This window comes from Kitasatospora sp. NPDC057936, from assembly GCF_042887525.1.
In the GTDB taxonomy this organism is placed as follows: Bacteria; Actinomycetota; Actinomycetes; order Streptomycetales; family Streptomycetaceae; genus Kitasatospora.
This window is the reverse complement of the sequence record NZ_JBHVPD010000049.1, coordinates 12231-37455: the sequence shown is the minus strand read 5'-3', so window position 1 is coordinate 37455 and position 25225 is coordinate 12231. Positions and strand designations below refer to the sequence as shown.

The window sequence follows — 25225 nt, the reverse complement described above, 5'->3', positions numbered from 1 at the left end:
ATGCACCCCACCCGCGTCCACGACCTCGGCTTCGCCCAGGTGGACATCGGCCGCGAACAGCGCCAGGGACTTCCCGAGGTCGTCTACGGGCCCGGCAAGACGCCCGGCCAGATCCGCGCGATCGTCGCCGAACTGCTGCGCGACAACTCCGGCCCGGTCCTCGTCACCCGGGTGGACCCCGGGACCGCCGGGGAGGTCCTCGACCACCTGCCCGTGGGTTCGTACGACGCCACGGCCGGCCTGCTGGTCTGGCGCCCGGCCGAGACGAACGGCTTCGCGCTGACCGTCGTCTCCGCCGGGACCTCCGACTGGCCGGTGGCCGCGGAGGCCGCCGCCGTGGCCGAAGCCGTCGGACTGGCCGTCACCACCGTGCAGGACGTGGGCGTCGCGGGCCTCCAGCGCGTGCTCCGCGTCCAGGAACAGCTGCGGGCCAGCGACGCGGTCGTCGTGGTGGCCGGCATGGAGGGCGCCCTCGCCAGCGTCGTGGGCGGCCTCGTCGGCTGCCCGGTGATCGCCGTGCCCGTCTCCACGGGCTACGGCGCGTCCCTCGCCGGTGTCACGGCCCTGCTGGCCATGCACGCCTCCTGCGCCGCCGGCATCACCGTGGTCAACATCGACTCGGGCTTCGGCGCGGCGATGGCCGCGCACCGGCTCGCCTGGGCGGGGAGCAGGCGCGCGTGATCTGCTGGATCAACCCGTTCACCGGCCTCGCCGGCGACATGCTCCTCGGCGCCCTGCTCGACGCCGGGGCCCCGCTGGAGCAGGTGCGGGCCTCGATCGCCGCCACCGGCCTCCCGGGCTGGGAGCTCCACGCCGAACGGGTCACCGTGCACGGGCTCACCGCCACCAGCGCCCGGGTGCGGGTGACGGACACCGCCACCGAGCGGCGCGCCGCCGAACTGCTGGAGCTGGCCGCCGCCGCGCGGCCCGAGCCGGTGGCCGCGCTCGCCACCGCGGCGCTCACCGCGATCGCCCGCGCCGAGGGCCGCCTGCACGGCACCGATCCCGGCGAGGTCCACCTGCACGAACTCGGCGGCCACGACGCCCTCGTGGACATCGTCGGCGTCGCCGCCGCCCTCCACGCCCTGGGCGTCACGGAGGTGGTCTGCGCGCCGCTCCCGCTCGGCGTCGGCAGCGTCCACGCGGCGCACGGACTGCTGCCCTGCCCCGCCCCCGCCACGCTGGAGCTGCTGTCCGGCGCGGTGGTGACCGGCACCGACCTGCGCGGGGAGACCGTCACACCGACCGGGGCCGCCCTGCTCCGCGCCGCCGGCGCCCGCTACGGCCCGCCGCCCACGATGACGCCGGTGGCGACGGGCTACGGCGCCGGCACCCGCGTCCTCGCCGACCGGCCGAACGTCGTCGCCGTCACGCTGGGCCGCCCGCTGCCCCCGTCCGGCGCGGAACCGGCGGGCGCGGTCGGGGCGGGCGGCGCCGCCGAGGCGGTCGAGACCGTGGTGACCCTGGAGACCAACCTCGACGACGTCACGGGCGAGACCCTCGCCCACACCATCGCGCGGGCCCTGGCCGAGGGCGCGCTCGATGCCTGGACGACGACGGCCGTGATGAAGAAGGGCCGCCCGGCGCACGTGCTCCACGTCCTCGCCCGGCCCGAGACCGCCGCGCACCTCCGGGAGCTGGTGCTCGCCGAGACGGGAACGCTCGGCGTCCGCCAGACCGTCCAGACCCGCGTCGCGGCCCCTCGGCGGACCGGCACCGTCGAGGTCGACGGCATGCCCGTCCGGGTCAAACAGGGCCCGTACGGGGCCAAAGCGGAGTACGACGACGCCGCGGCCGCCGCGCGGCGAACCGGCCTCCCGCTGCGCACCGTCGCCGACCGGGCGCGGCGGCTGGCCGAGCAGGACCACCCGGATCGATGGACGCAGGAGGACGGAACGCCGTGACCAGTGAACCCGGGGGCGGTGACGCCGTCGAGGAGAAGGCCGCCGCGCTGCTGTCGGCGGTGCGCGAAGCGGGGCCCGTCGCCGTCGCGTACTCCGGCGGCGTCGACTCCGCCCTCGTCCTCGCGGCCGCCGCCCGCGCGCTGGGGCGGGGCGGCGTGCTCGCCGTGACGGCCGTCTCGGAGAGCCTCGCCTCCGGCGAGCTCGCCGCGGCCCGAGCGCTGGCCGACACCCTCGGCGTGACACACCTGTCTCCCCGCACCGAGGAGCTGAACCGCCCCGGCTACCGCGCCAACGGGCAGGACCGCTGCTACTTCTGCAAGTCCGAGGTGCTCGACGTCATCGCCGCCGTCGCCCGCGAACACGGCTTCGACCAGGTCGCCACCGGCACCAACACCGACGACGCGGCCGATCCCTTCCGGCCCGGCATCCGAGCCGGGCGGGAGCGCGGGATCCGCACGCCCTTGCTGGACGCGGGCCTCGGCAAGGCGGACGTACGCGCCGTCAGCCGCCTGTGGTCCCTCCCGACCTGGGACAAGCCGGCCACCCCCTGCCTGGCCAGCCGCATCCGCTACGGCATCCCCGTCACCGGCCACCGCCTGGCGCGCGTCGACCGCGCCGAACGGGCGGTGCGCGAGGCGCTCGCCGGCGCCGGACTGCGCTCCGGGCAACTGCGCGTGCGCGACCTCGGCGACACCGTCCGGGTTGAACTCGACGCCGAAGTGGTCCCCGCCGCAGCGGAGTTGACCTCCCTGGCCGACGTGCTGGCCGCCGCCGGCTTCGGTGCGGCGCCGGTCGTGATCGACGGCTTCGCCTCCGGCCGGCTCAACCACGAGCGGCCGCCCGTCACCGAGGAGTCCTGAGATGCCCACCGGCCCGTCCGGACACCGGCCGCCGCAGAGTCGTCGCTACCGTCCCCTGAACACCTTCTTCCGGCCCGTCCACCCGGACGACGGCCCCCGCCCCGCCCACGACCGGAAGGACGCCGCGCCGATGGACACCGCGCCGATGAACACCGCGCCGATGGACACCGCGCCGATGAACACCGCGCCCACGGACACGCAGCACCCCGCCACGGATCCGCTCTGGTACCGGCGCCCCGCCGACGGCCTCCTGGAGGCACTGCCGCTCGGCAACGGCCGTCTCGGCGCCATGACCTACGGAGGCGTGCGCACCGAGCGGATCGAGCTCAACGCGGACACCCTGTGGTCCGGCGGCCCCGGCCCCCGCGACCGGGCCGGCGCCGCCGACCACCTGCCCGCCCTGCGGGAGGCGGTGCGCGACCGCGACCACGCCGGCGCCCACGCGATCGCCACCGCCCACTTCCAGGGCCCCGACACCGAGGCCTACCAGCCGCTGGGCACCCTCCTGCTGACCTTCCCGTCGCTCGGCGAGGACGGCGAGGACGGCGAGGACGGCGCGGCCGACTACCGGCGTGCCCTGGACCTCGACGAGGCCGTGCACACCGTGTCGTTCACGGCAGGAGGAGTCCGCTACCGGCGGGAGAGCTTCGTCTCCGCCCCGGCGGGCGTCCTGGCCGTCCGCCTCAGCGCGGACGCCCCCGGCGCCCTGACCTTCCGTACGAGCCTGACGACGCCCCACCCGGCCACGGCCACCTCCGCCGATGCGGCGGCCCTGTCGGTCCACGGGCGCGCCCCGGCGAGCGTCGCGAGCTGGCTCGGCGGCACGGACACCGTCTACCGGGACGACGAGGGCACGGGCTTCGCCGCCGAGATACGCGTGCGGACGGTCAACGGAACCGCCCGCGCCGTGGACGGCGGGATCGAGGTCACCGGTGCCGACGAGGCCGTGCTCCTGGTCTCCGTCGGCACCGGGTACCAGGACTGGCGGCAGCGGCCCGACGGGCCCGAGGCGGCGCTCGCCGAGGCCCGCAAGTGGCTCGACGACGCCGGGGGACAGGACTTCCACACGCTGCGCGCCGCCCACGTGGCCGACCACCGGCGGCTCTTCGGCGCGGCCTCCCTCCGGCTCCCCGGCGCGGGGCCGGCGGCGGAGCTGCCGACCGACGAGCGCCTCGCCGCCGCCAACGCGGGCACCGCCGACCCGGGCCTCGCCGCCCAGTTGTTCGCCTACGGCCGCTACCTGCTCATCGCCTCCTCCCGGCCCGGGACCCAGCCCGCCAACCTCCAGGGCATCTGGAACACCTTCGTCACGCCGCCGTGGAACTGCGACTGGACGTCGAACATCAACCTCCAGATGAACTACTGGCCCGCCGAGACGACGGGTCTGTCCGAGTGCCACGAGCCGCTGTTCGACCTCGTCGCGGACCTCGCCGAGTCCGGGCGTTCCACCGCGCGGGCGTACTACGACGCGCCGGGCTGGTGCTGCCACCACAACGTCGACATCTGGCGCGCCACCAACCCGGTGCTGGGGGAGCCGATGTGGTTCCACTGGCCCATGGCCGGGCCGTGGCTGGCCGCCCACCTGTGGGACCACCACCTCTTCCACGGGGACCGCGCCTTCCTCGCCGACCGCGCCTACCCCGTCATGCGGGAGGCCGCGCGCTTCCTCACCCACCTCCTCGTCGAGGACGCGGACGGCACGCTGGTGACCAGCCCGTCCACGTCGCCCGAGCACAGCTTCCGGCTCGGTGACGGCACCCTGGCCGCCGTCTCCGCCGGCTCCACGATGGACCACTGGCTCGCCGCCGAACTGCTCGACAACACCGTCGCCGCCGCCCGCGAACTCGGCGTCGACCACGACCTGGCGGAGGACCTGGCCCGGACCCGCGCCCGCCTGCGGCCCCCGTCCATCGCCGCCGACGGCCGCCTCCTGGAATGGCGGGACGACCTCCCCGACGAGGACCCGGGGCACCGGCACCTCTCCCACCTGTACGGCCTCTACCCGGGCAGCGCCGTCGACCCGCTCGCCGACGCCTCCCTGGTGGACGCGACGCGCCGCGCCCTGGACCGCCGGCTGGAACACGGCGGAGGCGGCACCGGCTGGAGCCTCGCCTGGGTGGCCGCGCTGGCCGCCCGCCTCGGCGACGGCCCCCTGGCCGGCCACGCCGTCGACCGCCTGCTCGCGACCTCCGTCGCGGCCAACCTCTTCGACCTGCACCCGCCGCAGCTGTTCCAGATCGACGGCAACTTCGGCATCACCGCCGCCATCGCCGAGACGCTCCTGCAGAGCCACAACGGCATCGTGCGGCTGCTGCCCGCCCTGCCGCCGTCCTGGCCGGACGGCGACGTCCACGGCCTGCGCGCGCGGGGCGGCATCACGGCCGGCCTGAGCTGGCGCCGGGGCGCGCTGACCGGCGCCGAGCTGCACGCCGTCCGGGACACGACGGTCGACCTGTACCTGCCCGAGCGGACGGGCCGTCCGGTGGCGGCCGATCGGGAGGGCCGCGACGCCGCACTCGTCCCGGTTCCCGGTGACCCCCGGCGCTTCCGGCTCCACCTCCCGGCCGGCAGCCGCTGCCGGCTCGCCTTCTCCGGCCCGGCGGGCAGCCAGGTTTAGTGGTGGGGCGGGGGAGGGAGGGTGTCGGCGCTCGGGGCCGTCTCCGGCCAGACCAGCAGGACGGGACAGGGGGCGTGGTCGACGACGAAGCGGGTGGCCGGCCCGAGGCTGTGAGGCCCGAGGCGCGTGCGGTCGCCGTCCCGGGCGAGGACGAGCAGCTCGGCCCCCTCCGCCGCGGCGACGACCTCGCGCTCGGTGCGGCCGCTGCGCTCCACCGGGGTGCAGGGCCGTCCCAGCCGCTCGGCCGCCGCATCGAGGAGGTGCCGGCCCGAGGCGGCTGCCAGACCCTCCATCCGGGTGCCGGGATCACGCTCGGGGTGCCCGCGCCCGAGCAGCCCGGCGAAGGCGCCGTGCGCGGCGCCGGGCACCTCCCGGCCGCTGACATGGAGCAGGACGATCCCGGCGTCCCGCGGCGCGTGCGTCCGGGCGGCGTCGACGCAGGCGGGCCAGGTGCCCTCGGTGATCCAGACGACGACGGTCACGGTGTCAACCTCCGATGGTCTGCAACGACCCCCACAGTGCCACCACGGCCAGCAGCAGCGCAGCGGGCACGACGAGCAGCCCGAGCCGGGTGAACTCGCCCAGGCCGATGTCGGTGTCGTGCTCGCGGACGATGCGCCGCCACAGCAGCGTGGCCAGGGACCCGGCGTAGGTGAGGTTGGGTCCGATGTTCACCCCGAGCAGCACGGCCAGCACCGCGCCGGGCCCTGCCGGGGCGGCCAGTGGCAACAGGACGAGGGTGGCGGGCAGATTGTTGATGACGTTCGCCAGGACCGCCGCCAGCGCCGCCGTGCCGAGCAGCGCGGGCAGCGCGGTGCCCTGCGGGACGAGGTGCCCGAGCGCGGAGGCGAGCCCGTTGTCGACCACGGCCCGCACCACGACGCCGAGCGCCAGCACGAAGGCCAGGAACGGCACGGCGGCCGAGCGCACGACCGCGACCGGGGTGGTGCGCCGCCGGACCAGCGCGCGGACGGCGAGCACGAGGGCACCGGCCAGGGCCGCCCACGCCGGGTCGAGCCCGAGCACGGAGGTGAGGATGAACCCGCCCAGCGTGCCGATGACGGTGGCGAGGGCGAACAGCGGCATCTCCGGCGGCGCGAGGTCGGCCGGGGCCGGGGCGCCCGCGTCCAGGTCGGCGGCGAAGAACCGGCGCAGCACCGCGTACTCGACGGCGATGGCCGCCAGCCACGGCAGCGTCATCAGGGCGGCGAAGCGGGTGAAGCTCAGCCCGCTGGCCGCGAAGGCCAGCAGGTTGGTCAGGTTGGAGACCGGCAGCAGGAGCGAGGCGGTGTTCGACAGGTGCGTGCAGGCGTAGACGTGCGGCTTGGGCCGGGCGCCGAGCCGCGCCGCAGTGGCGAACACCACCGGGGTGAGCAGCACCACGGTGGCATCCAGGCTGAGCACGGCCGTGATCACCGAGGCGACCACGAACACCTGCGCCAGCAGCCGGCGCGGCCGCCCGGCGGCGGTGCGGGCCATCCAGGCCCCGCAGGCGTGGAACAGGCCCTCGTCGTCGCAGAGCTGGGCCAGCACGAGCACGGCTGCCAGGAAGCCGACCACCGGCCCGAGCCGCTGCACCTCGGCCAGGGCGTCCGACGGCGAGATCGCGCCGACGGCGACCACCAGCCCCGCCGCCGGCACGGCGACCACCGCCTCCGGCCACCCCCAGGGCCGCACCACCGCGCAGACCAGGACCAGGATCAGCAGGCCGACGGACAACGCCTCGGCGAACGACGTACTCAGGGTCTTGCTCCCATTCGGGCGGTGGTGACGATCGACGGCCCCATCGAATCAGACACCTCGGGACCGCTGCGCACCAGCTCGGACCCCGTGTCGACCGGGACCGCACCGGCAGAGTCGTCGAGTCGACCGTCAACTGTCGACTCGCGCCAGGTGACCGCGGACGGCGTCCAGGGTGGTCGCGACGAGGAGCGACTGCGCGACCGGGACGAGGCGGGCCGTGGTGTCGCCCTGCACGGCGGAGTCGACGGACTCGACCATGAGGCGGTAGGGATCCTGGGCCGGGTAGTCGCGGCGGTCTCCGCCGGTGGTGGTGAGCGTGCTGGGGGCGGAGCCGGCGCAGAACGCCGGTGGGGTGAGGGTGATCGAGCCGCCCGTGCCGGTGGTGGTGAACGTCTCGGCCGTGCGGCCGACGAGTGAGCAGTCGACCTCGGCCATTCCCCGGCCGGGGAACTCCAGCAGGAACCGGGTGACGGAGTCGGTGGAGCCGGGGCCCCAGCGCTCCTGTTCGGCCCGCAGGACCGTCGGCGCGCGCCAGCCGAACGCGGCGAGTGCGGCGGAGACGGCGTAGTAGCCGACGTCGTAGAGGGCCCCTCCGCCGAGGGCGGCGTCGAGGCGGTAGTTGCCGGGGGCGGGGGCGAGACCGTCGAACCGGGCGGTGACGGTGTGGACGGTGCCGATCGCGCCGCGGGCGACCAGGTCTTCGAGGTCCCGGGTGCGCGGGTGCCAGCGGTTCCAGGCGGCCTCGACGAGCAGCCGTCCGGCGGCGCGGGCCGTCGCGGTCATGGCGGAGACGTCGGCGACGCATCCCGCCCGATCGGCGACCGGGCGGGATCTCCTTGATCTGGAGGGGAACCGGAGAGCGACTACCCGAGGGCCCGCTGGTGCTTGCCGCCGCCGTCCAGCCCCATGAAGTGGATGGCGTAGGCGGCCATCTGCGTGCCCTGGATGGGAAGTTGGTGCCCGGCGCCGGCGATGCTGTACGTCTCGACCTGGGTGATGCCGGAGCCGTTGGCGTACCGGGCCCGGTTCCAGTCGGCGGCCGGGGTGTCGGTCGACGACGGGCTCTGCCTCACCCCGAGGACGTTCGTCCACTGCTTGGTCTCTTCACCGAGATCGTTGTGGCTCAGGATGGGGTCGGCGGTGCCGTGCCACAGCTGCACGCGGGGGCGCGGCCCGGTGTAGCCGGGATCGGCACCGCGCACCAGGTCGCCCCACCGCTGCGCGGTCATGGAGACCCGGCCCCCGGCGCAAGGGCCGTTCCAGCCGCGCACGGTGCCCGTGTAGAAGCAGTGGTAGGGCACGCCCATGAACGCCGAGCCGGCCTTGAACACGTCCGGGTAGTCCGCGAGCATGACGTTGGTCATCATCCCTCCCGACGACTCGCCGGTGACGTACACGGCGTTGCGGTTCCCGCCGTAGCGCTGCTCGGCGTACGTGATCATCGACATCAGCCCGACCGGGTCACTGCCGCCGTTGCGCGTCAGCGCCTGGTCGGACGAGACGTCCCAGCAACTGCCGCCGGGGCTGGTCGAGGGGTAGATGACGATGAACCCGTACCGGTCGGCCAGCGCGGCGAAGTCGGTGCTGGAGTACAGGTAGGGGCCCGAGCCCTGGCAGCCGTGCAGTGCCAGCAGGATCGGCGGGTTGGCCTTGGCGCTGTTCGGGACGTACAGGTACATCTGCAGGCCGGTCGGGTTGGTGCCGAAGCCCGTGATCCGGGTCAACGAGGCGGCGCCGGCCCGGGGCGCGTTGGACACGTTCACACCGAGTGCGGCGCCGACCGCCAGGAGTATGGCGAGCAGGCGGGTCGTCAGGTACCGGGAACGCAGCATGGAACCTCTTTCTCCGCGGGCTGTTGACAGCGGCGGGCGGTGAGCAGGTCACGCATGTGAGCGCTCACATCGGTGCTCGCGCTCACGGCGTCGCCCTTGCTCTTGTTTCCGGAGTGTTTCGGACTGTTGACGCTGCATCAGCGACTGCGACCTCGTCAAGGAGTGGCTGGGCTTCTTCCCGGCTTCCAGGCTTCCAGGCGATACAGGCCGATCGGCGCGATCCCACTGGTGAAAGTTTCACGGTGACGCCGGTGCGGACGGTCTTCGGGGCCCGGCGCGGGTGGAGCGGCCCGGATCGAGTCAGGGATCGCCTGACATCCCATGTCTGTTGCCGTTAGGTCAGATGAATCACGCCACTGTTGGGCGGCTGCTCGGCAGAAGCTGTCGAAACTCTGGACAAGCACCCGATGTTTGGGCCTTAATCCATCCCATGTCATGGACGTTTCCGACGCATGTCCTTTTGGAGAGGTGACCCCTTGTCCCGCAGTCCTTCAGGCGACACCCGGCCGGTCGGCCGGTGGCGGACCGCACTCGCCGGACTTCTCGCCCTGCTCGGCGCCTTCGCGGCGGTGCTGCTGCCCGCCGCACAGGCCCAGGCGGCCTCGGCCCCGGTGCAGTTCACCCTGGGCGGCGCCCGCACCGACCAGAACGGCAACGCGCTGCAGCTGCACGGACTGGGCATCCTCAAGGTGGGGAGCACCTGGTACGGCTTCGGCGAGGACAAGACCGGTGAGACGTCGGCGAACACCTCGTTCCAGGACATCCCCTGCTACACCTCCGGCGACCTCGGCGCCTGGACCTACCAGGGCGTGGCACTGGCCAAGCAGAGCAGTGGAGATCTGGGGCCGAACCGGGTCGTCGAGCGGCCGAAGGTCATCTACAACGCGTCGACCAGCACGTACGTGATGTACGTTCACATCGACAGCGGCGACTACTCCGAGGCCAAGGCCGGTGTTGCCACCAGCAGCACCCCGTGCGGCCCGTACGTCTACCGGGGCAGCTTCCGGCCGCTGGGCAACGTCAGCCGTGACCTGGGCCTGTTCCAGGAGTCCGACGGCACGGGCTACCTGCTGACCGAGGACCGCAACAACGGCGGCCTGCGGATCGACAAGCTCTCCGCCGACTACCTCTCGGTCGACAGCCCGGTCGCGCTCCTGGGCGGCGGCAGCATCGAGTCCCCGGCCATGGTGAAGGTGGGCGGCATCTACTACCTGCTGGGGTCGCACCTGTCGGGCTGGTACCTCAACGACAACGTCTACGCCACCGCGACGTCCCCGAGCGGACCGTGGTCGGCCTGGCGGGACCTGGCCGCCCCCGGCACCAATACCTACGGGAGCCAGACGGCCAACATCATCACCGTCCAGGGCACTTCGGGCACCACGTACATCTACGCGGGGGACCGCTGGGACACCGGCGACCTGGGCGGATCCAGGCTGATCTGGCTCCCGCTGACCATCAGGGGGACGACGCTGAACCTCGGCCAGTACCCCACCTGGTCCCTCGACACGTCCGCGGGCACCTGGTCGGCCGGCAGCGGCCTCCCCTCCGCCGGCACCTACACCCTGACCAACGCGGCCAGTTCGATGCCGCTGGACGTGTCCGGTGCCTCCACCTCCGCCGGAGGCGGGGTCATCCAATGGCCGTCGACCGGCGGTGCCAACCAGAAGTGGACGCTCACCAGGGTCGCGGACAACGTCTACACCCTGACGAGCGCCAACAGCGGACTGTGCCTGGACGTCCCCGGCTACTCGACCGCCACCGGCGTGCAGTTGCAGCAGTGGACCTGCAACGGCGGCACCAACCAGCAGTGGGCGCTGGACCTCGTCGGCGGCAAGTACGTGCTGGTCGGCATCGCCAGCGGCTTGACCATCGGCACCGGCGGCTCGACCACGCAGGGCGGGGCCGTGGACCAGGAGCCGGGCGGCAGTTCGAGCGCCGCCAGTGAGAGCTGGACCCTTTCCTGACCGGCTGACGGCAGCGGGCCCGGTCGGCAGCCGGGCCCGGCCGGCAACGGGCCCGTCCGGGGACTCCAACACCACCGTTCAGACTCGAACCGGAGGAACAACAGTGCCGGACCCCATCTCGCGCAGGTCGCTTCTCGTCGGCATGGCGGCCATGACGGTTGCCGCGACGGTGGTCCCGGTCGCCGTGACGGCGCCCGCGTACGCCGCGACGGCGGCGGACCCGCTGCCGCTGCCTCCCCTGCGGATCCCGCAGACCGACCTGGGCCTCGAACAGCAGCCGGACGCCAAGATCCAGTGGCTGATGGACGCCAAGCTGGGGATGTTCATCCACTGGGGCGTGTACGCGGGCCCGGCCAAGGGCGAGTGGTACATGCACAGCGCCGCGGTCACCCCGGCGGACTACCGCAAGTACGTCACCGACGCGACGAGCGAGCAGTTCACCGCCGATGCCTACGACCCGGCGGCGTGGGCCCGACTGGCCAAGGACTTCGGGGCGAGGTACACGACGCTCACGACCCGCCACCACGACGGCTTCGCGCTGTGGCCGCTGAACCACCCCGACAGCTGGAACTCCGGGCAGGCGCCCCTCAGCCATGACTTCGTGAAGGACTATGTGGCGGCGGTGCGGGCGGCCGGCCTGAGGGTGGGCCTCTACTACTCGCCGATCGACTGGCGCTACCCCGGTTACTACGATGTGAGCGGTACCAACTGCGCAGCGAACCCTTGGGGTTACACCACCGATCCCGCGCACAAGGAGAACGCGCGGATCATGAAGACCGAGGTGTACGAGTCGGTCAAGGAACTCGTCACCCGGTACGGCGTGATCGACGACCTGTGGTGGGACGGCGGCTGGATCGCCGAGCAGGGCACCGACGCGGCCGGCGCCTTCTTCTGGGAACCCGGCCGGTTCCGCGACACCGCCAACCAGTGGCCGGTGGACGCCGCCTACGGCGAGACGGACGCCGACGGCAGGCCGCTGGGCCTGATGGGCATGGTCCGCAAGCACCAGCCCGACATCGTCGCGACCTCGCGCTCCGGCTGGAAGGGCGACTACGACAGCGACGAGGGCCCGGGGGTCCCGACCGGGGCGGTCCGCACGGGCAGGCTCGTCGAGAAGGTCTTCAGCATCATCGGCACGTGGGGCTACTCCAACTCCTCCGTCATGGGCTACGGCACCGCGATGGACATCCTGGTCAACTGCTGGGTGCGGAACATGACCGTGATGGTCAACGTCGGCCCGGACCGGCACGGCACCGTCTCCGACGCCCAGGCCGCCCTGCTGCGGCAGATCGGCTCCTTCATGAGCGCCTGCGGCCGGTCCGTCTACGGCACCCGCGGCGGGCCGTGGAACCCGCTCGACGGCCAGTACGGCTACACGTACAAGGACGACACCTTCTACGTCCACCTGCTGCCCGGCTACAGCGGAACCACCTTCACCACCCCGCCGATCGGCGACGCGCAGGTCACCCGCGTGTTCGACGTGCGTTCCGGCGGAAACCTCGGCTACACCGTCAGCGCCGACGGCCGGGTCGCCGTCGCCGGCATCGACCGCACCACCCACCCTCAGGACAGCGTCGTCGGCGTTGTCCTCGACCGCAGCGTGCAGCCCGCCGACGTCGCGGTCGCCGTCGGCGCGACGGCGACCGCCGACAGCGAGGAGAGCTCCAAGGGCAACACCGCGGCCAAGGCCGTCGACGGCGCCACCTCCACCCGCTGGTGCGCGAACGACGGCGGCACCGGCCACTGGCTGAAGGTCGACCTGGGCTCGACCCGTTCCCTGACCGGCACCCGGATCGCCTGGGAGCTGGACCGGACCAACTACCGGTACAAGATCGAGGGCTCCACCGACGACGCAGGATGGACCACGCTGGCCGACCTCACCGCGACGACCGGCACCAGCCAGGTCCAGGTCGCCCAGTTCCGCACCCGGGCACGGTACGTGCGCGTCACCGTCACCGGGCTGCCGGACGGCGTCTGGGCGTCCATCAGCACCCTGGAGCTCTACGACCGGCCCTTCGGCGCGGACCTGGGCACGTTCACACTGGTCAACCGCCGCAGCGGCAAGGTGCTGGACGTCGGCGACGCCTCCACCGCCGACGGCGCCGGCCTCGTCCAACGGCCCTGGACCGGCGGCGCCGACCAGCAGTGGAAGCTCCTGCCCAACGCGGACGGGTCCTACCGGCTGGCCAACGCCAAGAGCGGCAAGGTGCTCGACAGCCCCGGCAACTCCGTCCAGGGCGCGAGCCTCGACCAGTGGACCGGCGACGGTGGCGACAACCAGTCGTGGCAGCTCGTCCCCTCCGCGACCGGCGGCTACTACCGGCTCGTCAACGTCCGCAACGGGTGGTGCGCCGACGTCAAGGACGCCTCCACCGCCGACGGCGCCCAGGTCATCCAGTGGACCATCACCGGAGGTGACAACCAGGACTGGCAGATCGTCGCCCTGTGACGGGGGCCGCTGTCGTGATCGCGGCATTCGGCCGCTGTTCAGCGCGGCGTGGCCACGTGGATGACCTGCGACAAGGTTCGGTCCCTAACGTCCGGTGAACCGTCCGGGGCCACACCACTCCTTGGAGCGATCATGCACGATTCCCATCCGTCCGACGCGTGCGCCTGCCCCCGGACCGCGGAACTCGACGGGGGCGGGGCAGCGGCGGCGAGCCGGCGGCGGTTCCTGCGCGGGGCCGGGCTGCTGGGGGCCGGGGTCGGCTCGGCGGGGCTCGGGCTGTTCGGCGTCGCCGCCCCCGCCGAGGCCGACGTCAAGCCCCGTACCCGCCCCGAGGGTTGGGAGCCCGACCCGGACAGCCGGCAGTTCACCTTCGTCGTCATGCCGGACACGCAGTACCTGTTCGACGAGGACCGGATCCACCCCGCCCCGCTGGAGGCGTCGTTCCGCTACGTCCTCGACGGCGGGACGAACCGCGAGGGTGGCGGGGACGACAACATCGTCTTCCTCGCCCACCTCGGCGATGTGACCGAGCACGGGCTGCCGGCCGAGTACGCCGCCGCGACGAAGTCCTTCGCGCTGCTCGACGACGCCGGCGTCGCCTACGGCGTGCTCGCGGGCAACCACGACGTCCGCTCCTCGACCGACGACCAGCGCGGCAGGACCCCGTACCTGGACACGTTCACCGCGGCGAGGGCCGCCCGCACGCCCGGTTACCGGGCATCCAGCCCCGACGGGTACAACACCTGCCACGTCTTCACGGCGGCCGGCCGCGAGTGGATGGTCCTCTCCCTGGACTGGCGCCTGTCGGACGCGGGGTTCGCCTGGGCGAACAGGATGATCGCCGAGAACCCGAAGCTGCCGGTCATCCTCACCACCCACGAGATGGCCTACGCGGACGACAGCGGCAAGGCGAACCTGTCCGACTACGGGAAGCGCCTGTGGGAGAAGCTCGTCAGCGGCAACGACCAGGTGTTCCTCACCGTGAACGGGCACTACTGGCCGCCCGGCCGCACCGTCCTGCGGAACAAGGCCGGGAACGATGTGCACGTTCACATCACCAACTACCAGGACCGCTACTACGGCGGCGCCGCGATGATCCGCACCTACCGCTTCGACCTCGACCGGAACACGATCGACGTGTCGACGTTCTCGCCCTGGATCCTGGAGACGGCAGCGGAGGAGCGCAACGCCCTGGCCGCCCGGGAGGCCGAACTGACCTCCGATGTCGACCGGTTCTCGATCCCGATCGCCTTCGAACGCCGCTTCGCCGGCTTCGCCCCCGTCCCGCCGCGTCCGGCTCGCCCCGCGAGCGAGCTGCTCGTCCGCGACACCCTCGCCTACTGGCGCTTCGACGGCGGGGGCAAGGCCGGCACCGGCGTCCTGCAGACCGTCCGGGACCTGACCGGCCAGGGCAACGACCTGGTCCGCCAGGCCACCCCGGGCGCGCCCGACACCGCACTCGCGTGCTCGTCCGACCACCACCCGGACCAGCCCGGGCACGGCAGCCTGCTCTTCGACAGCCGCAACAAGCCGCCGGTCGGCGCGTACCTCCAGACCGTGCCCACCGCGCCGGTCAACCGCGAGACGTTCGAGCACGGTTACACGATCGAGGCCTTCTTCAAGCTGCCCGCGGACTGGGACCCGGGGGAGAACGCGTGGTCGGGGATCCTGAGCCGCTGGGGCATGAGCGGCGAGGCCGGCAAGAGCGGGGACGCGACCGACCCGCAGGAGCCGGTCGTCACGCTCAGCCTGTCCGAGGCGCCCGCGCTGCAGTGGTGCGTCTACCCGCTCAACCAGACCGGCGCGTCGACCTGTTGGGGCCACCAGCTGCCGCTGGACCACTGGTGGCACGTCGCGGTCGTCAACGACGGCCGGCTCAACCGGATGTACGTGGACGGCTGCGAGGTGGCCCGCAACCCGTCGACCCCGGCCGTCGGCCTGACCACCCTCGGGCGACCGTGGATGTTCGGCGGGTACGAGTACGCGGGCGTACTCGACAAGATCTTCCACGGCTGGATCGGCGACGTGCGGATCGTGAAGCGTGCGCTGTCGACGGGGGAGTTCATGATCTCGTGACGCCGAGGCCGTGCCGGCCGACTGGGGCGACTCCGTCCGCTCAGGGTTGCGCCCGCTCCGGGGCGCGTTGCAGCCGGAACGCGTCCGCGAGTACGGCCTGGGCCAGGACCCGGGCCGGGCCGCGGGCCGTGGTGCGTCCCGTGGTGAGGGCGAAGTCCGTCGTGCCCAGGTCCGGCAGGCCCGGCCGGCCCGGCTGGTCGGGCAGCGGCCGCAGGCCCGACGGGATCAGGCTCCGGGCGTGCGGCACCACCCCGAGACCGGCCAGCGCGGCGGCCCGGACCCCGGACAGGCTGGTGCTCGTGCAGGCGATCCGCCAGGGCCGGCCGTCGCGTTCGCAGGCCTCCAGGGCGCGCGCCCGGGTGAAGCTCGGCGGCGGGTAGACGATGAGCGGCAGCGGCTCCGCCGGGTGCTCCAGCCGGAAGTCCTCCGCCGCGACCCACACCAGCCGGTCCTGCCAGACCAGTTGGCCCTGGGCGTCGCCGCCCGGCGGGCGCTTGCCGAGCACCAGGTCGAGCCGGCCGTCGGCCAGCTGCTCGTAGAGCACGGCGCTGAGCCCGACGGTGAGTTCGAGGTCGACCTGGGGGTTGCGCCGCCGGAAGCCGCGCAGGATCTGCGGCAGTTCGGTGTCGACGAAGTCCTCCGACGCACCGAACCGCACCCGCCCGCGCACCTGCGTCCGCGCGAAGTAGCCGAGCGCCTGCTCGTGCGCCTCCAGGATCGTCCGGGCGAAGCCGAGCATCGTCTCACCTTCGCCGGTGAGCTGTACGGAATGGGTGTCGCGCACGAAGAGGCGCCGGCCGGCGGTCTCCTCCAGCCTCCGCACGTGCTGGCTGACCGTCGACTGCCGCAGCCCCAGCCGTTGGGCGGCCCGGGTGAAACCGCCGGTCTGGGCCACCGCGAGGAAGGACCTCAACTGCACCGGATCGAACATCCAGCCACTCTATCGGCTGATATCACGAATCATGATGACAGTGAGTGCAGCCAGCGGGATTCACAATCACCCGAACGGGCGAAAGGCTGAGACCGTCCCACCCGAAACCACCCGCGCGGAGAACCATGCCCCGCCCGAACACCCCAACCCGCTCCCGCCGCTTTCCCACCCGGCCAGTGCTACACCGCTGCGCCCGCCTCCGCGTCGACCCGTTCATCGCCTCCCTACTCGGCACCGTGCTGCTCGCCACCGTACTGCCGGCCCGTGGCGGCGCCGCACCGGTCGTCTCGGACGCCGCCACCGGCGGGGTCGCCGTGCTGTTCTTCCTCTACGGTGCCCGGCTCTCCGCCCGTGAGGCCTGGAACGGACTCAAGCAGTGGCGACTGCACGGCACCGTGCTCGCGGTGACCTTCCTCCTCTTCCCCCTGCTCGGGACGGCCGCCCATCTGCTGGTGCCGACCGTCCTGTCACCGCAGCTCTACCAGGGCCTGCTCTTCCTGACCCTGCTGCCCTCCACCGTGCAGTCCTCGATCGCCTTCACCTCCATCGGCCGCGGCAACACCGCCGCCGCGGTCTGCAGCGCGACCTTCTCCAGCCTCTTCGGCATCCTCCTGACCCCACTGCTCGCCGCCGTGCTACTGCACACCAAGGGCGGCATCTCGCCGGGCACCGTGCTGGAGATCGCCGAACAACTCCTCCTGCCCTTCGCCGCCGGCCAGTTGCTGCGCCGCTGGATCGCCGCCTGGACGGCCCGCCACCGCGCCGTCCTCGCCCTGGTCGACCGCGGCTCGATTCTGCTGGTCGTCTACAGCGCCTTCGGCGCCCCCGTCGTCGGCGGGATGTGGGACACGCTCTCGCTGCCCCGGCTGGCCGCCCTACTGGTGGCCGAGTCGGTGTTGCTGGCGCTGGTCCTGACCATCACCCTGCTGGCCGGCCGCCGGCTCGGATTCGACCGGGGCGATCTGATCGCCATCGTCTTCTGCGGCTCGAAGAAGAGCCTGGCCAGCGGCGTCCCCATGGCCGCCGTCCTCTTCCCCGGCCCGGCCGCCGGCCTGATGGTGCTGCCACTGATGCTCTTCCACCAGCTGCAGCTGATGGTCTGCGCCGTCCTCGCCCGCCGCTGGGGCGCGGAGGCCCAGGCCGCCGAGGCTGCGGCACGGGCGAAGCCCGTACGAGTGCTTGACCACTCGGTGTGACCTTGCTGCTCGTATCCGTGCTGGGTGGGGTGATTGGCATCTGAGTATCAACGCATTTGCTTTACAGGCAGAAGTGTTGGCGCGGGTCCGGTAGGTGCTGCGATGGGTTCACCCTTGGCGTCGGAGAGTCCCATAGAACGCCACAATGACAACTAACTCGCTCTGGCGGCCGTCTCCTGTCGGATGTCGTTCGGCAGTGCGAATGGCCCGGCAAGCGGCAGTGGCAATGTGCCTCTGATGTGTCAACTGCCTTGTCGCGTAGCGGGCGTGTCGCTGGTCGGGGAGGTGCGCCCGACGTCATGCTGAACCGGCTGATCCGCCAGGACAGCGTATGGCCTTCGACCAGACTTGAGGTGCCAGGACTTGGCCGATCGTGATTCTCATACCGAGCGGACAGCCACGCGTGAGGACGCAACAATGGACGACGCGAGGGACATCTGGGACTTCCTCGCCGAGCAGGATGCGGCCCAGGCCCAGGCGAAGGACGCGCCGTTGTCCGACGGTCCTGCATCCGGGGTGTACGAGGACGGAGTGTTGTCGGGGGAGCAGCTTGAATTCGGAGCCGAACTCGACGACTCCGTCTACCTCAGTTGTGGACAGCTCGCTCGCATCGATCTTCGGGCATCTCTGGAGGCGGTACTCGCGGCCTGGGTCGAGGTGGTGCCGAGTGGACCGGAGGTCGTGGACGATCTACGCGCCGTGCTGAGCGCAGGTATTGCGGTGCTGCAGGAGCAGCCGCAGCAGGGACCACCAACTGCTCAGGGAGTCACGGCCCGTGAGTCGGCCCCCGTTGTGGACGGAGTCAGCGCGGCGCTGAGGGAAGCCGGTAAGGATGCTGCGATCGTGCGGGACGTCCCGCAGTGGCTGGAGATCCAGACCGTCCGTGGCGCTGCGCGGCACCTGTGGACGACGCTGGCGGAGCGGTCCGGCGAGTGCTTCGACCGGTTGGTCGGTGATCGTCGGGTGCTGGAGTTCCTACGCGATGTCTCGATCGTGGCCTGCGAGCGGATCGCGCGGCTCGCTCATCAGGGAGCGGATTGGCTTCGGCGTCATCAGGGGCCGTTGCCGAGCGCGGAGGCCTTGCTCGCTGTCGGTGGGGCGGCCGGCGCCTACAGTGCCTCGCTTCGGAGGCAAGCGCTTCCCGGCGCTGGGGCCCTGCTTGCCGGCGCGATCGCCCCGCCTGCTGTCGTGGAGGTTCCGATGCTTCGGAAGATGGGACAGGCCTTGGATCGGCCCGGGCCTGGTTCGGTGCGCGCCCGGAAGGTTTCGGCGAGCGCGGCCAAGGCCCGATCCTCGTGGAGGCCGTCGAAGCAGCCGACCGCCACGTCCGGTGAACAGCCCGAGCATCTGCGCCGCTCGGGGCCGGCACCGGCGTCAGGCCGAAGTCGGCAGTCGCGGTGAGACGAGCAGGTTCTGCTCGCTGGGGGAACCGGCTGCTGCCGCCCAGTCATGCAGCGCCGGGGATCGTCAGTGAAAGGAGTCGTCGATCACTGCGGTGGCGACCGCGAGCGCGTTGTTCAGCTTGACGGTGAGGGGTTCCGGGAGGTCGCCTGAGGCTAGTGCGCAGCTGGCGAGAGTGTGTTCGAATTCGGTTGCCTTTACGGGGTCGGGGTGATGGCGGACAGCTGGATGGGCGAGGAAGTCGCGCAGTGCGTAGCCGTCGCGGACCTCGCTCGTCCGGTGGGCCAGGTGGTCGATGAGGGGTCGGGCGGTGGCGGTTGTTGGGCCTGCGGCGTGGATGGCGGTGGGGGCGAGCCGCGTGGTGAATGCGGCCAGGCCGTCGCAGAGTTCCAGCGCCAGGCAGTGATCGGCGGCGGAGTCGGCTGCACGTTGGTCGCCGGGGTGGCACAGGGCGGTGTGGACAGCGGTGACGGTGATCTCCCACGGGGCGCCGAGCGGGGTGGCTTCGAGGAGGTCGAGAGCGTCGGAGCGGTCACCTGCGGTAGGACCGTACCCGCGTGCGACCGGTGTCCTGCGCGGAGCGCCACTCCGGCGAGGTATTCGCCGTGGCGACCGCGGACGACCCGTTCTACCCGGGCCCGTACCCGCTCCAGCGCGAGACGACCAAGGCCTGCGAGGCGCAGCGGAACGCCTACGCGATGGACACCTGGGCCCTGCCGCGTTCCGTGCGCGTCCACGACTACCTGCCCGACGAGCAGTCCTGGGAGAGCTCGGGGCACAGGATCGTCTGCTGGTTCGCCGACGACGAGGGTGACCGGACGGGTTCGCTGCGGCGCGACGAGACGACCCTGACCACGGAACAGATCGGCTACCTCCAGGTCGCCGACCGCATGGAGGGCGAGCTCGCCGGCGCGCCCCGCAGTATGGACCTGGACGCCGACCCGACGAGCGCACGGCCCTGGGCGGACCGCCTGTCGGCCGCCGTCAACGCGGAGGTGGCGACGCTGGATTCAACCACCTGGAGCGACCGGGTCCGGCAGCCCGCAGCCGATCTGAAGGCCGAACTGCTCCAGATGCTGCCGGCGCTGGCGGCACTGCGGACCGCCTCCGACGGCACGAGCGCACAAGAGGACGTCGCAGCCGTTCGCAGCCACGGCGGCCACACGCAGGCCGCCGCCGTCCGGACCGCGCTCGGCCTCACCAGCGAGTAGCCGGCCCGGCCGAATTCCGCACTGTCAGTGGGCCGATGCGGGATTCCGGTCTCACGGCGTGCGGTGGAGGGTGAGGTCCGGGTCGGCGCCGGAGGCAAGGCGCAGCCCGCCGAAGCCGTAGGCGACCACGCGGTGCTGCCAGGGCAGTTGAACGGCGAGCTCACCGGAGGCCGATGAGGCCCCAGCCGCGGGACTCGGCTCCGGCGACCACCTCGCCCCACTCGTGCAGGAGTGCGGCGGCGGCGTCGAAGGTGGCGGGCCGGCAGGAATAGCCGGCGCACTCGGCGTCGAACGGGGCGCGGAGTTCCTCCAGCCGTGGTGCGGCTGTCTCCCAGGAGCGGGCGAGGACGGGGATTTCGTCAGGGGTGCAGAGCAGGAGTACGTGCGGGTGCCAGGGTGAGGGGTCGTCGGGGAAGCCGGCGGCCGGTGCGGGGCCGTCGTCCGGTGGCTCGGGGATCAGGGCGCCGAGGAAGCGGTCGAGGGCCGCCCGTAGGTCGGGGGCCGCCGATCCTCTGATGTCCGCCCAGGCGGCGGCCAGGTGCCAGTGAAAGCTGTAGGAGCCGGTGGTCCCGTAGAAGCTGTACCGGGCGCACCAGGTCGGCTCGGGCGGCCAGACCCAGCCGTCGGGCTGGGCGACGGCGAGGGCGGCCGGGACCGGATCGCTCCAGGGGACGGGGAACACGGTGTCGTCCAGTACGTCCAGGCGCTCGTCCGCCGGTATCCGGGCCAGCCGGTTCCAGTCGGCCATGACCACGGTGATGTCCAGTCCCATCCGCGCAGGCTAACAACAGGGTCCGACACGGTTCCGGCGGGACCATCTCGGGAGTCGGGAGCCGGTGGACCTCCCTGGACGGTTCGAGGGGCGCGAGATCTCCGACAACCTCAGGCACTCGCCGCCGCCGGCGACTCACCGCGCGCCGGCCGCCGACCTACCAACTCGGCGGGCGGCGTGGCATTTCGAACCCCGCTGCTCCGGCAGGCGCCTCGGACGAGCGCCCGGGGCCCAGGCCCGCCCGCCCGGCACCATCGTCCGCGATCTTCGAGGCAGCGGGGGCACCGGAGTGGCGACGGGCCAGGACAGTACGGGTACCGCCGTTGATCAGGCCCTGGCCCGGTTCGGTCCGCTGCCGCTACCCGCCGTGCTCCAGCTGACCGGGGGCGGGCCCCAGACGGCGGTGCGTCAGCTCGTCTCCAGCCCCAGCCCCGTGGCGAGGAAGAAGCCCCACGCGGGTCCGAGGCATACCCGGCGGGCGGTCACCTCGCCGTGGTCGCCGGTGAGGCCGCGGGCGGCCAGTTCGGCGATGATGAGCGCGGCGACGTCGGTGGCGGTCCGCGCGGTCGGGGCGGGGAACTCGGCTTTCCAGCGCTTGCCGGACGGATGCCACCCGTCGGCGGTCATGGCCGCCGCCACCACCTGCGGGTCCCCGGGCCGGGGACCGACGCGGAGCAGGAACCCCTTATCGGTGTAGTACGTGAAGGAGATTCCGCCGATGATCCGGCGCGAGGCGATGGTGAACGTGACCTTTTCCCCGGGCCGCTGGACGGGCAGCTGCTCGATCCAGGCGGCGAACTGCAGCTCCAGCGCCTCCCTCAGGTGCGGCAGATTGCCGGCCAGTCGGCCGCCGGGCAGGTAGACGGCGGTCTCGCCGGGCCCGTACAGGTGCAGCTGCCAGCTGTACGGCAGCCGCGAGAAGTCGCTGCTCCCGTCACTGCCCGGGCCGCCCCACCGGAAGATGCCGAGTTCCTCCGCCTCGACCGCTTCGGCCGAAGCGGTCTCGACCCACACCTCCTGCCGGTCGGCCCGCAGCCGCAGCAGCGTGGTGTCCTCGCCGCTGCCACGCCACCGGACGTCAGGCCCGTCAGGGCCGCCCCCGTACAGCGTCGGGTCGCCGAGCACGCCGCACACCGCCCGGTAGACGTCGGCGAAGACGTCCCGTCGGTGTTCGAGCGCGGGAGACTCGGCGAACCGGTGCAGCGTCAGTCGCTGGTCCCGCTCTCCGCTATCCCACAGCGGCGGGAGGTCCTCGCTGATCCGTCCGAGGACGTCCTCGTCGACGTGCTGCGCGCCGGCGACTGCCTGGTGCAGCGAGACCCATGCCCACCGGTCGTTGCTCTGCAGCAGCATGACCCGTTCTCCCGAGCGCCAGCGCAGCCCGAAGCCCTCGGCTCCCGTCGGTGCCGGCGTCGGCGTGCCGACGGCGCCCAGCGCTTCGGCGAGCTGCCGCAGGGCGGCCTGCCGCTGGTGCGGCGTTGCCGTCGGGGCGAAGTCCAGCAGCCGCATCAACCGGACCCGCCGGTAGTGCGCCTGCTTGGGGGCGGTGGCGTCGAAGTACAGTTCCGTCCCGCCGGTCGGGAACATTCCGACGGCGAGCAGGTCGTTCATCTCCCGGCGGATCCTCCAGCCGGGGCGCTCGGCCACCAACCGTTCGACCGCAGACCGGTCCGCGGCCCACGGCAGGTCGTGCAGGGTGCGTACCAGCTCGACGGTGGTGGCCAGGTCATGCGTCCACGTCACGGCGGGGGTCGTCTCACTCATGAAGTGGATCATCGCAGCCGCCACCGACACCGCCCTCAGCGGCCTCCTCTGGTCTTGACGTTCAAGGCCCCGCATCGAACAGCACGGCCGGAAGCCCGCCACTCGGATCTGCGGTCTCGCGGGCCGCGTCCGGTGGTTGGTGCGCCAAGCCCGCGAGCGGGCGGCTTCCCGTGGGCGTCCGAGCCTGCACGCGTGCGGGCTGGAGGTAGTCCCGCTGTCCCAGGACCGCAGGTCGTGTGAGGCTTGGTCCCCTCAGGCATCCGCGGCTCGTTGGGCCCGGTATGGCAGACGCGAGGGGTCGGGAATTGGGCGAGGGCCGGTGACGTGGGCGCTGGCGGTGAGCGAGTCAGGCGGCGGACGTGCGTTCGTGTAGCCCATCGTGGAGGTGGGGGACGTCCTCGACGCGTGACCTGCCGGCCACATGCTGGCGCCGGGGCCGGCAACGGGCCGAGATTGCGGTTTGAGGCGAGTCAGGCACGCTGCTTTCGTGAATTTCATGCCTGCCTGGCCGCGGTCCCGAGGACTCCCTGGCCCCGCCGCACGGGCTGCGGCCCGGCAGCCGGATCGGGAGCCGCGGGCCACCCCGGTGGCGCTGGCCGGAGCGGTGTGGAGGACCGGGGTCAGGTGAAGTCTGCACCGTGCCACGGCAGCAGCTGTCCGGTGTAGGGGTCGATGCCTGCTTCGTAGCGGCGGCGTTCCTCGCGCCAGTGAACGAAGTGGGGCGACGGGTCGCCCCACAGGGAGGCGTCGCTGAGCGGACAATCGGCGAAGTCCCGGGTGAACAGGCGCCGCAGGAACTCGGTCATGCCGCAGTCGTGGATCTGCCAGTGCGGCGATCCGTGCCGCTTCCACACGAGGACCGACCACGTGTCGGGGTCGGAGCCGGTGGTGAGCCAGCCGAGCATGTCGGCTCCGCTGCTGGTGCCCCATGCGATCACCGAGGCCGGGGTGGCGTCGACGCCGGCCGGTCCGCCGTCGTCCGACCAAAGGCGTCGCATGATGGCGGTCTCGCTGGCCATGCTGCCGAAGCCCGGCCCCTCGGGTGGCTGCGTGGTCTCCTCGGGGACGTGGATGCCCACCGACTCGTCGATGCCGCCGGCTCCGTAGACGGCCATGAAGGCCATGTAGTCGGACGGGAACCCGACACCCCAGGCCTGCCCGACCGCGGTCCAGTCCACCTGCTCATCGGCGCCGTCGCGCGGTGACATGACGGCTGTCAGGGCTGTGATGGGTGCTTCCTCAGTCGTCATGTTCCCTCCTGGGCCTTGATCGTGACCGCACGGTACCGGGCCCCGCCGACATTGGGCAGCGCGACCGCGCACTGCGGGTGGTGACGGTGAGGAATCCGACCGTCAGCATGGTCTGCTCGTGGTCGTCGAAGCTGTAGTCGTAGCGCAGTCGGCCGCCGAACAGGAACCGCTTGCTGTCGGAGACCTCGCCCTCCTGTTCGGGGTTGGGTGTGCGGGCCTTCAAGCGGTCTCCTCCACGTGATTTGGACGGGTCGCCGGCGCCACCGCGTCTTCCTGGGCGTTGCGGTGCAGCCGGGCACGGAGCCGGGCGGCGAGGTGCTCGGACTGCTCGGGGTCGTCCGGCAGGACGCCGGCTCGCTCGGTCATCAGCGCGTGGAACTGCTGCTGCTCGTAGGGGATGCCGGGTGGCAGGGCGGCGATGTGCCAGTGGACGTGGGCGTTGCCGTGCCGGCTTCCCAGGCTCAGCACGTACACGCGCTCGGTCGGGACGGTCGCTGCGAGCGCGGCGGCGACCCGGTGGACCACGCGCTGAAGGGCCAGGTACCGGTCCTCGGTGAAGCCGCCGATGGTGTCCTCGACGTGGGCGTGCGGGGCGACCAGCACCTTGCCGGGCAGGGTGGGGTAGCGGTCGAGGAACGCGACGTGGACGCCGTCGTCCAGGACGATCCGGTGCTCGTAGCCGGGGGTGCCGGCGAGCATCGAGCAGATGAAGCACGGCCCGTTGCGGGCCCGCTCGTTGTAGGCGTCGAGGTCGAAGGCGCTCACCGCGTGCAGCCCTCCGGGCCGGGGCGCAGCGCCATGTAGCCGTCCAGCGGCCCGAAGCCGAGGGACTGGTAGAGCGGGGCACCGGCCTCGGTGGCGCGCAGTTCGATCGAGCCGCAGCCGGCTTCCTTGACGGCTTCGATGAGTGCGGCGGTGGTGGCCCGGGCGTGGCCGCGGCGGCGGTGGGCGGGGTCGGTGGCCACGGTGTGGATGCGGCCCCACAGCCCGCCGGGGTGGGTGGGGCCGCGGTAGCCGCGGTAGACGATGCCGATGGCGCACGAGGCGAGCGTGTGCGCGTCGATGGGGACGACGTAGGCGAGCAGGTTCGGGTCGGTGCCGAGGCGGGCGCGCATGTCGTCGCGAAAGGTGGAGCGCCACTCGTCGGTGAGCTGGGCGCTGTCGAGGACCGCGACGCGCAGGCGCAACAACTCGTCGGCGTCCTGTGGGCCGGCGAGGCGAACGGAGAGACCGGACACGACGACTCCTCCAGAAG

At 72.5% G+C, this 25225-nt stretch carries 21 protein-coding genes; 10 read left to right on the top strand and 11 right to left on the bottom strand.

Annotated elements, in window-relative coordinates:
* The 4 genes from larB to ACFVU9_RS24610 are packed head-to-tail and all read left to right on the top strand — an operon-like array spanning position 1 to position 5381.
* On the top strand, positions 1-681 hold the full coding sequence (gene larB / locus ACFVU9_RS24625) for a nickel pincer cofactor biosynthesis protein LarB (RefSeq protein ID WP_387596710.1): 681 nt from the start codon (positions 1-3) through the stop codon (positions 679-681).
* Positions 678-1904 carry a nickel pincer cofactor biosynthesis protein LarC gene (gene larC, locus ACFVU9_RS24620; RefSeq protein ID WP_387596707.1) on the top strand — a complete coding sequence of 409 codons (1227 nt, stop codon included), beginning with the start codon at positions 678-680 and terminating at the stop codon, positions 1902-1904. Before larB ends, larC begins: the two co-directional genes overlap by 4 nt.
* Positions 1901-2764: an ATP-dependent sacrificial sulfur transferase LarE gene (larE, locus tag ACFVU9_RS24615; protein ID WP_387596704.1), complete on the top strand. Its 864-nt coding sequence runs from the start codon at positions 1901-1903 to the stop codon at positions 2762-2764. The genes larC and larE overlap by 4 nt, the downstream gene beginning before the upstream one ends.
* Before the next feature lies 1 nt (position 2765).
* Positions 2766-5381, top strand: a complete 2616-nt coding sequence (locus tag ACFVU9_RS24610) for a glycoside hydrolase N-terminal domain-containing protein (protein ID WP_387596701.1) — start codon at positions 2766-2768, stop codon at positions 5379-5381.
* On the opposite strand, the gene ACFVU9_RS24605 is transcribed toward ACFVU9_RS24610, so the two are convergent.
* The 4 genes from ACFVU9_RS24605 to ACFVU9_RS24590 all read right to left on the bottom strand — a co-directional run bounded on the left by ACFVU9_RS24605 (position 5378) and on the right by ACFVU9_RS24590 (position 8956).
* Entirely contained in the window at positions 5378-5863 is a 486-nt protein-coding gene (locus ACFVU9_RS24605) for a universal stress protein (protein WP_387596698.1), read from the bottom strand. The two genes, ACFVU9_RS24610 and ACFVU9_RS24605, sit on opposite strands and share 4 nt — an antisense overlap.
* Before the next feature lie 4 nt (positions 5864-5867).
* A complete protein-coding gene (locus tag ACFVU9_RS24600; protein WP_380445316.1) occupies positions 5868-7124 on the bottom strand; it encodes an SLC13 family permease in 1257 nt (418 codons plus the stop codon).
* Positions 7125-7253: 129 nt separating this feature from the next.
* Complete coding sequence (locus ACFVU9_RS24595) at positions 7254-7907, bottom strand: Gfo/Idh/MocA family protein (protein WP_387596695.1); 654 nt, start codon at positions 7905-7907, stop codon at positions 7254-7256.
* Between the two features lie 80 nt (positions 7908-7987).
* Positions 7988-8956: an alpha/beta hydrolase family esterase gene (locus tag ACFVU9_RS24590; RefSeq protein WP_387596692.1), complete on the bottom strand. Its 969-nt coding sequence runs from the start codon at positions 8954-8956 to the stop codon at positions 7988-7990.
* A 476-nt stretch (positions 8957-9432) separates the two neighbouring features.
* On the opposite strand from ACFVU9_RS24590, the gene ACFVU9_RS24585 reads away from it, so the two are divergent.
* The 3 genes from ACFVU9_RS24585 to ACFVU9_RS24575 all read left to right on the top strand — a co-directional run bounded on the left by ACFVU9_RS24585 (position 9433) and on the right by ACFVU9_RS24575 (position 15445).
* A complete protein-coding gene (locus ACFVU9_RS24585; RefSeq protein WP_387596689.1) occupies positions 9433-10920 on the top strand; it encodes an RICIN domain-containing protein in 1488 nt (495 codons plus the stop codon).
* A gap of 103 nt (positions 10921-11023) precedes the next feature.
* Positions 11024-13369 carry an alpha-L-fucosidase gene (locus ACFVU9_RS24580; protein WP_387596686.1) on the top strand — a complete coding sequence of 782 codons (2346 nt, stop codon included), beginning with the start codon at positions 11024-11026 and terminating at the stop codon, positions 13367-13369.
* A 132-nt stretch (positions 13370-13501) separates the two neighbouring features.
* Positions 13502-15445 (top strand): LamG-like jellyroll fold domain-containing protein, encoded by a 1944-nt coding sequence (locus tag ACFVU9_RS24575; RefSeq protein WP_387596683.1) that lies wholly within the window; start codon positions 13502-13504, stop codon positions 15443-15445.
* A gap of 40 nt (positions 15446-15485) precedes the next feature.
* On the opposite strand, the gene ACFVU9_RS24570 is transcribed toward ACFVU9_RS24575, so the two are convergent.
* A complete protein-coding gene (locus ACFVU9_RS24570) occupies positions 15486-16376 on the bottom strand; it encodes a LysR substrate-binding domain-containing protein (RefSeq protein ID WP_387596681.1) in 891 nt (296 codons plus the stop codon).
* Between the two features lie 125 nt (positions 16377-16501).
* Here ACFVU9_RS24570 and ACFVU9_RS24565 point away from each other — a divergent pair, with 125 nt between their 5' ends.
* From ACFVU9_RS24565 to ACFVU9_RS24555, 3 genes are all read left to right on the top strand, one after another.
* A complete protein-coding gene (locus tag ACFVU9_RS24565) occupies positions 16502-17572 on the top strand; it encodes a bile acid:sodium symporter family protein (protein WP_387596678.1) in 1071 nt (356 codons plus the stop codon).
* A gap of 417 nt (positions 17573-17989) precedes the next feature.
* Positions 17990-18973, top strand: a complete 984-nt coding sequence (locus tag ACFVU9_RS24560; RefSeq protein WP_387596675.1) for a hypothetical protein — start codon at positions 17990-17992, stop codon at positions 18971-18973.
* Positions 18974-19530: 557 nt separating this feature from the next.
* Entirely contained in the window at positions 19531-20184 is a 654-nt protein-coding gene (locus tag ACFVU9_RS24555) for a septum formation family protein (RefSeq protein WP_387596672.1), read from the top strand.
* A gap of 160 nt (positions 20185-20344) precedes the next feature.
* Here the strand turns inward: ACFVU9_RS24555 and ACFVU9_RS24550 are convergent, their stop codons facing one another.
* From ACFVU9_RS24550 to ACFVU9_RS24525, 6 genes are all read right to left on the bottom strand, one after another.
* Positions 20345-20956 carry a hypothetical protein gene (locus ACFVU9_RS24550; protein ID WP_387596670.1) on the bottom strand — a complete coding sequence of 204 codons (612 nt, stop codon included), beginning with the start codon at positions 20954-20956 and terminating at the stop codon, positions 20345-20347.
* A gap of 408 nt (positions 20957-21364) precedes the next feature.
* Positions 21365-22720, bottom strand: coding sequence for a hypothetical protein (locus ACFVU9_RS24545; protein WP_387596667.1), 1356 nt, complete (start codon positions 22718-22720; stop codon positions 21365-21367).
* Between the two features lie 620 nt (positions 22721-23340).
* On the bottom strand, positions 23341-23970 hold the full coding sequence (locus tag ACFVU9_RS24540) for a hypothetical protein (RefSeq protein WP_387596664.1): 630 nt from the start codon (positions 23968-23970) through the stop codon (positions 23341-23343).
* Entirely contained in the window at positions 23960-24193 is a 234-nt protein-coding gene (locus ACFVU9_RS24535; RefSeq protein WP_387596662.1) for a hypothetical protein, read from the bottom strand. The genes ACFVU9_RS24540 and ACFVU9_RS24535 overlap by 11 nt, the downstream gene beginning before the upstream one ends.
* On the bottom strand, positions 24190-24735 hold the full coding sequence (locus tag ACFVU9_RS24530; protein WP_387596659.1) for an HIT family protein: 546 nt from the start codon (positions 24733-24735) through the stop codon (positions 24190-24192). The genes ACFVU9_RS24535 and ACFVU9_RS24530 overlap by 4 nt, the downstream gene beginning before the upstream one ends.
* Entirely contained in the window at positions 24732-25208 is a 477-nt protein-coding gene (locus ACFVU9_RS24525) for a GNAT family N-acetyltransferase (RefSeq protein WP_387596656.1), read from the bottom strand. Before ACFVU9_RS24525 ends, ACFVU9_RS24530 begins: the two co-directional genes overlap by 4 nt.
* Positions 25209-25225 lie beyond the last annotated feature (17 nt).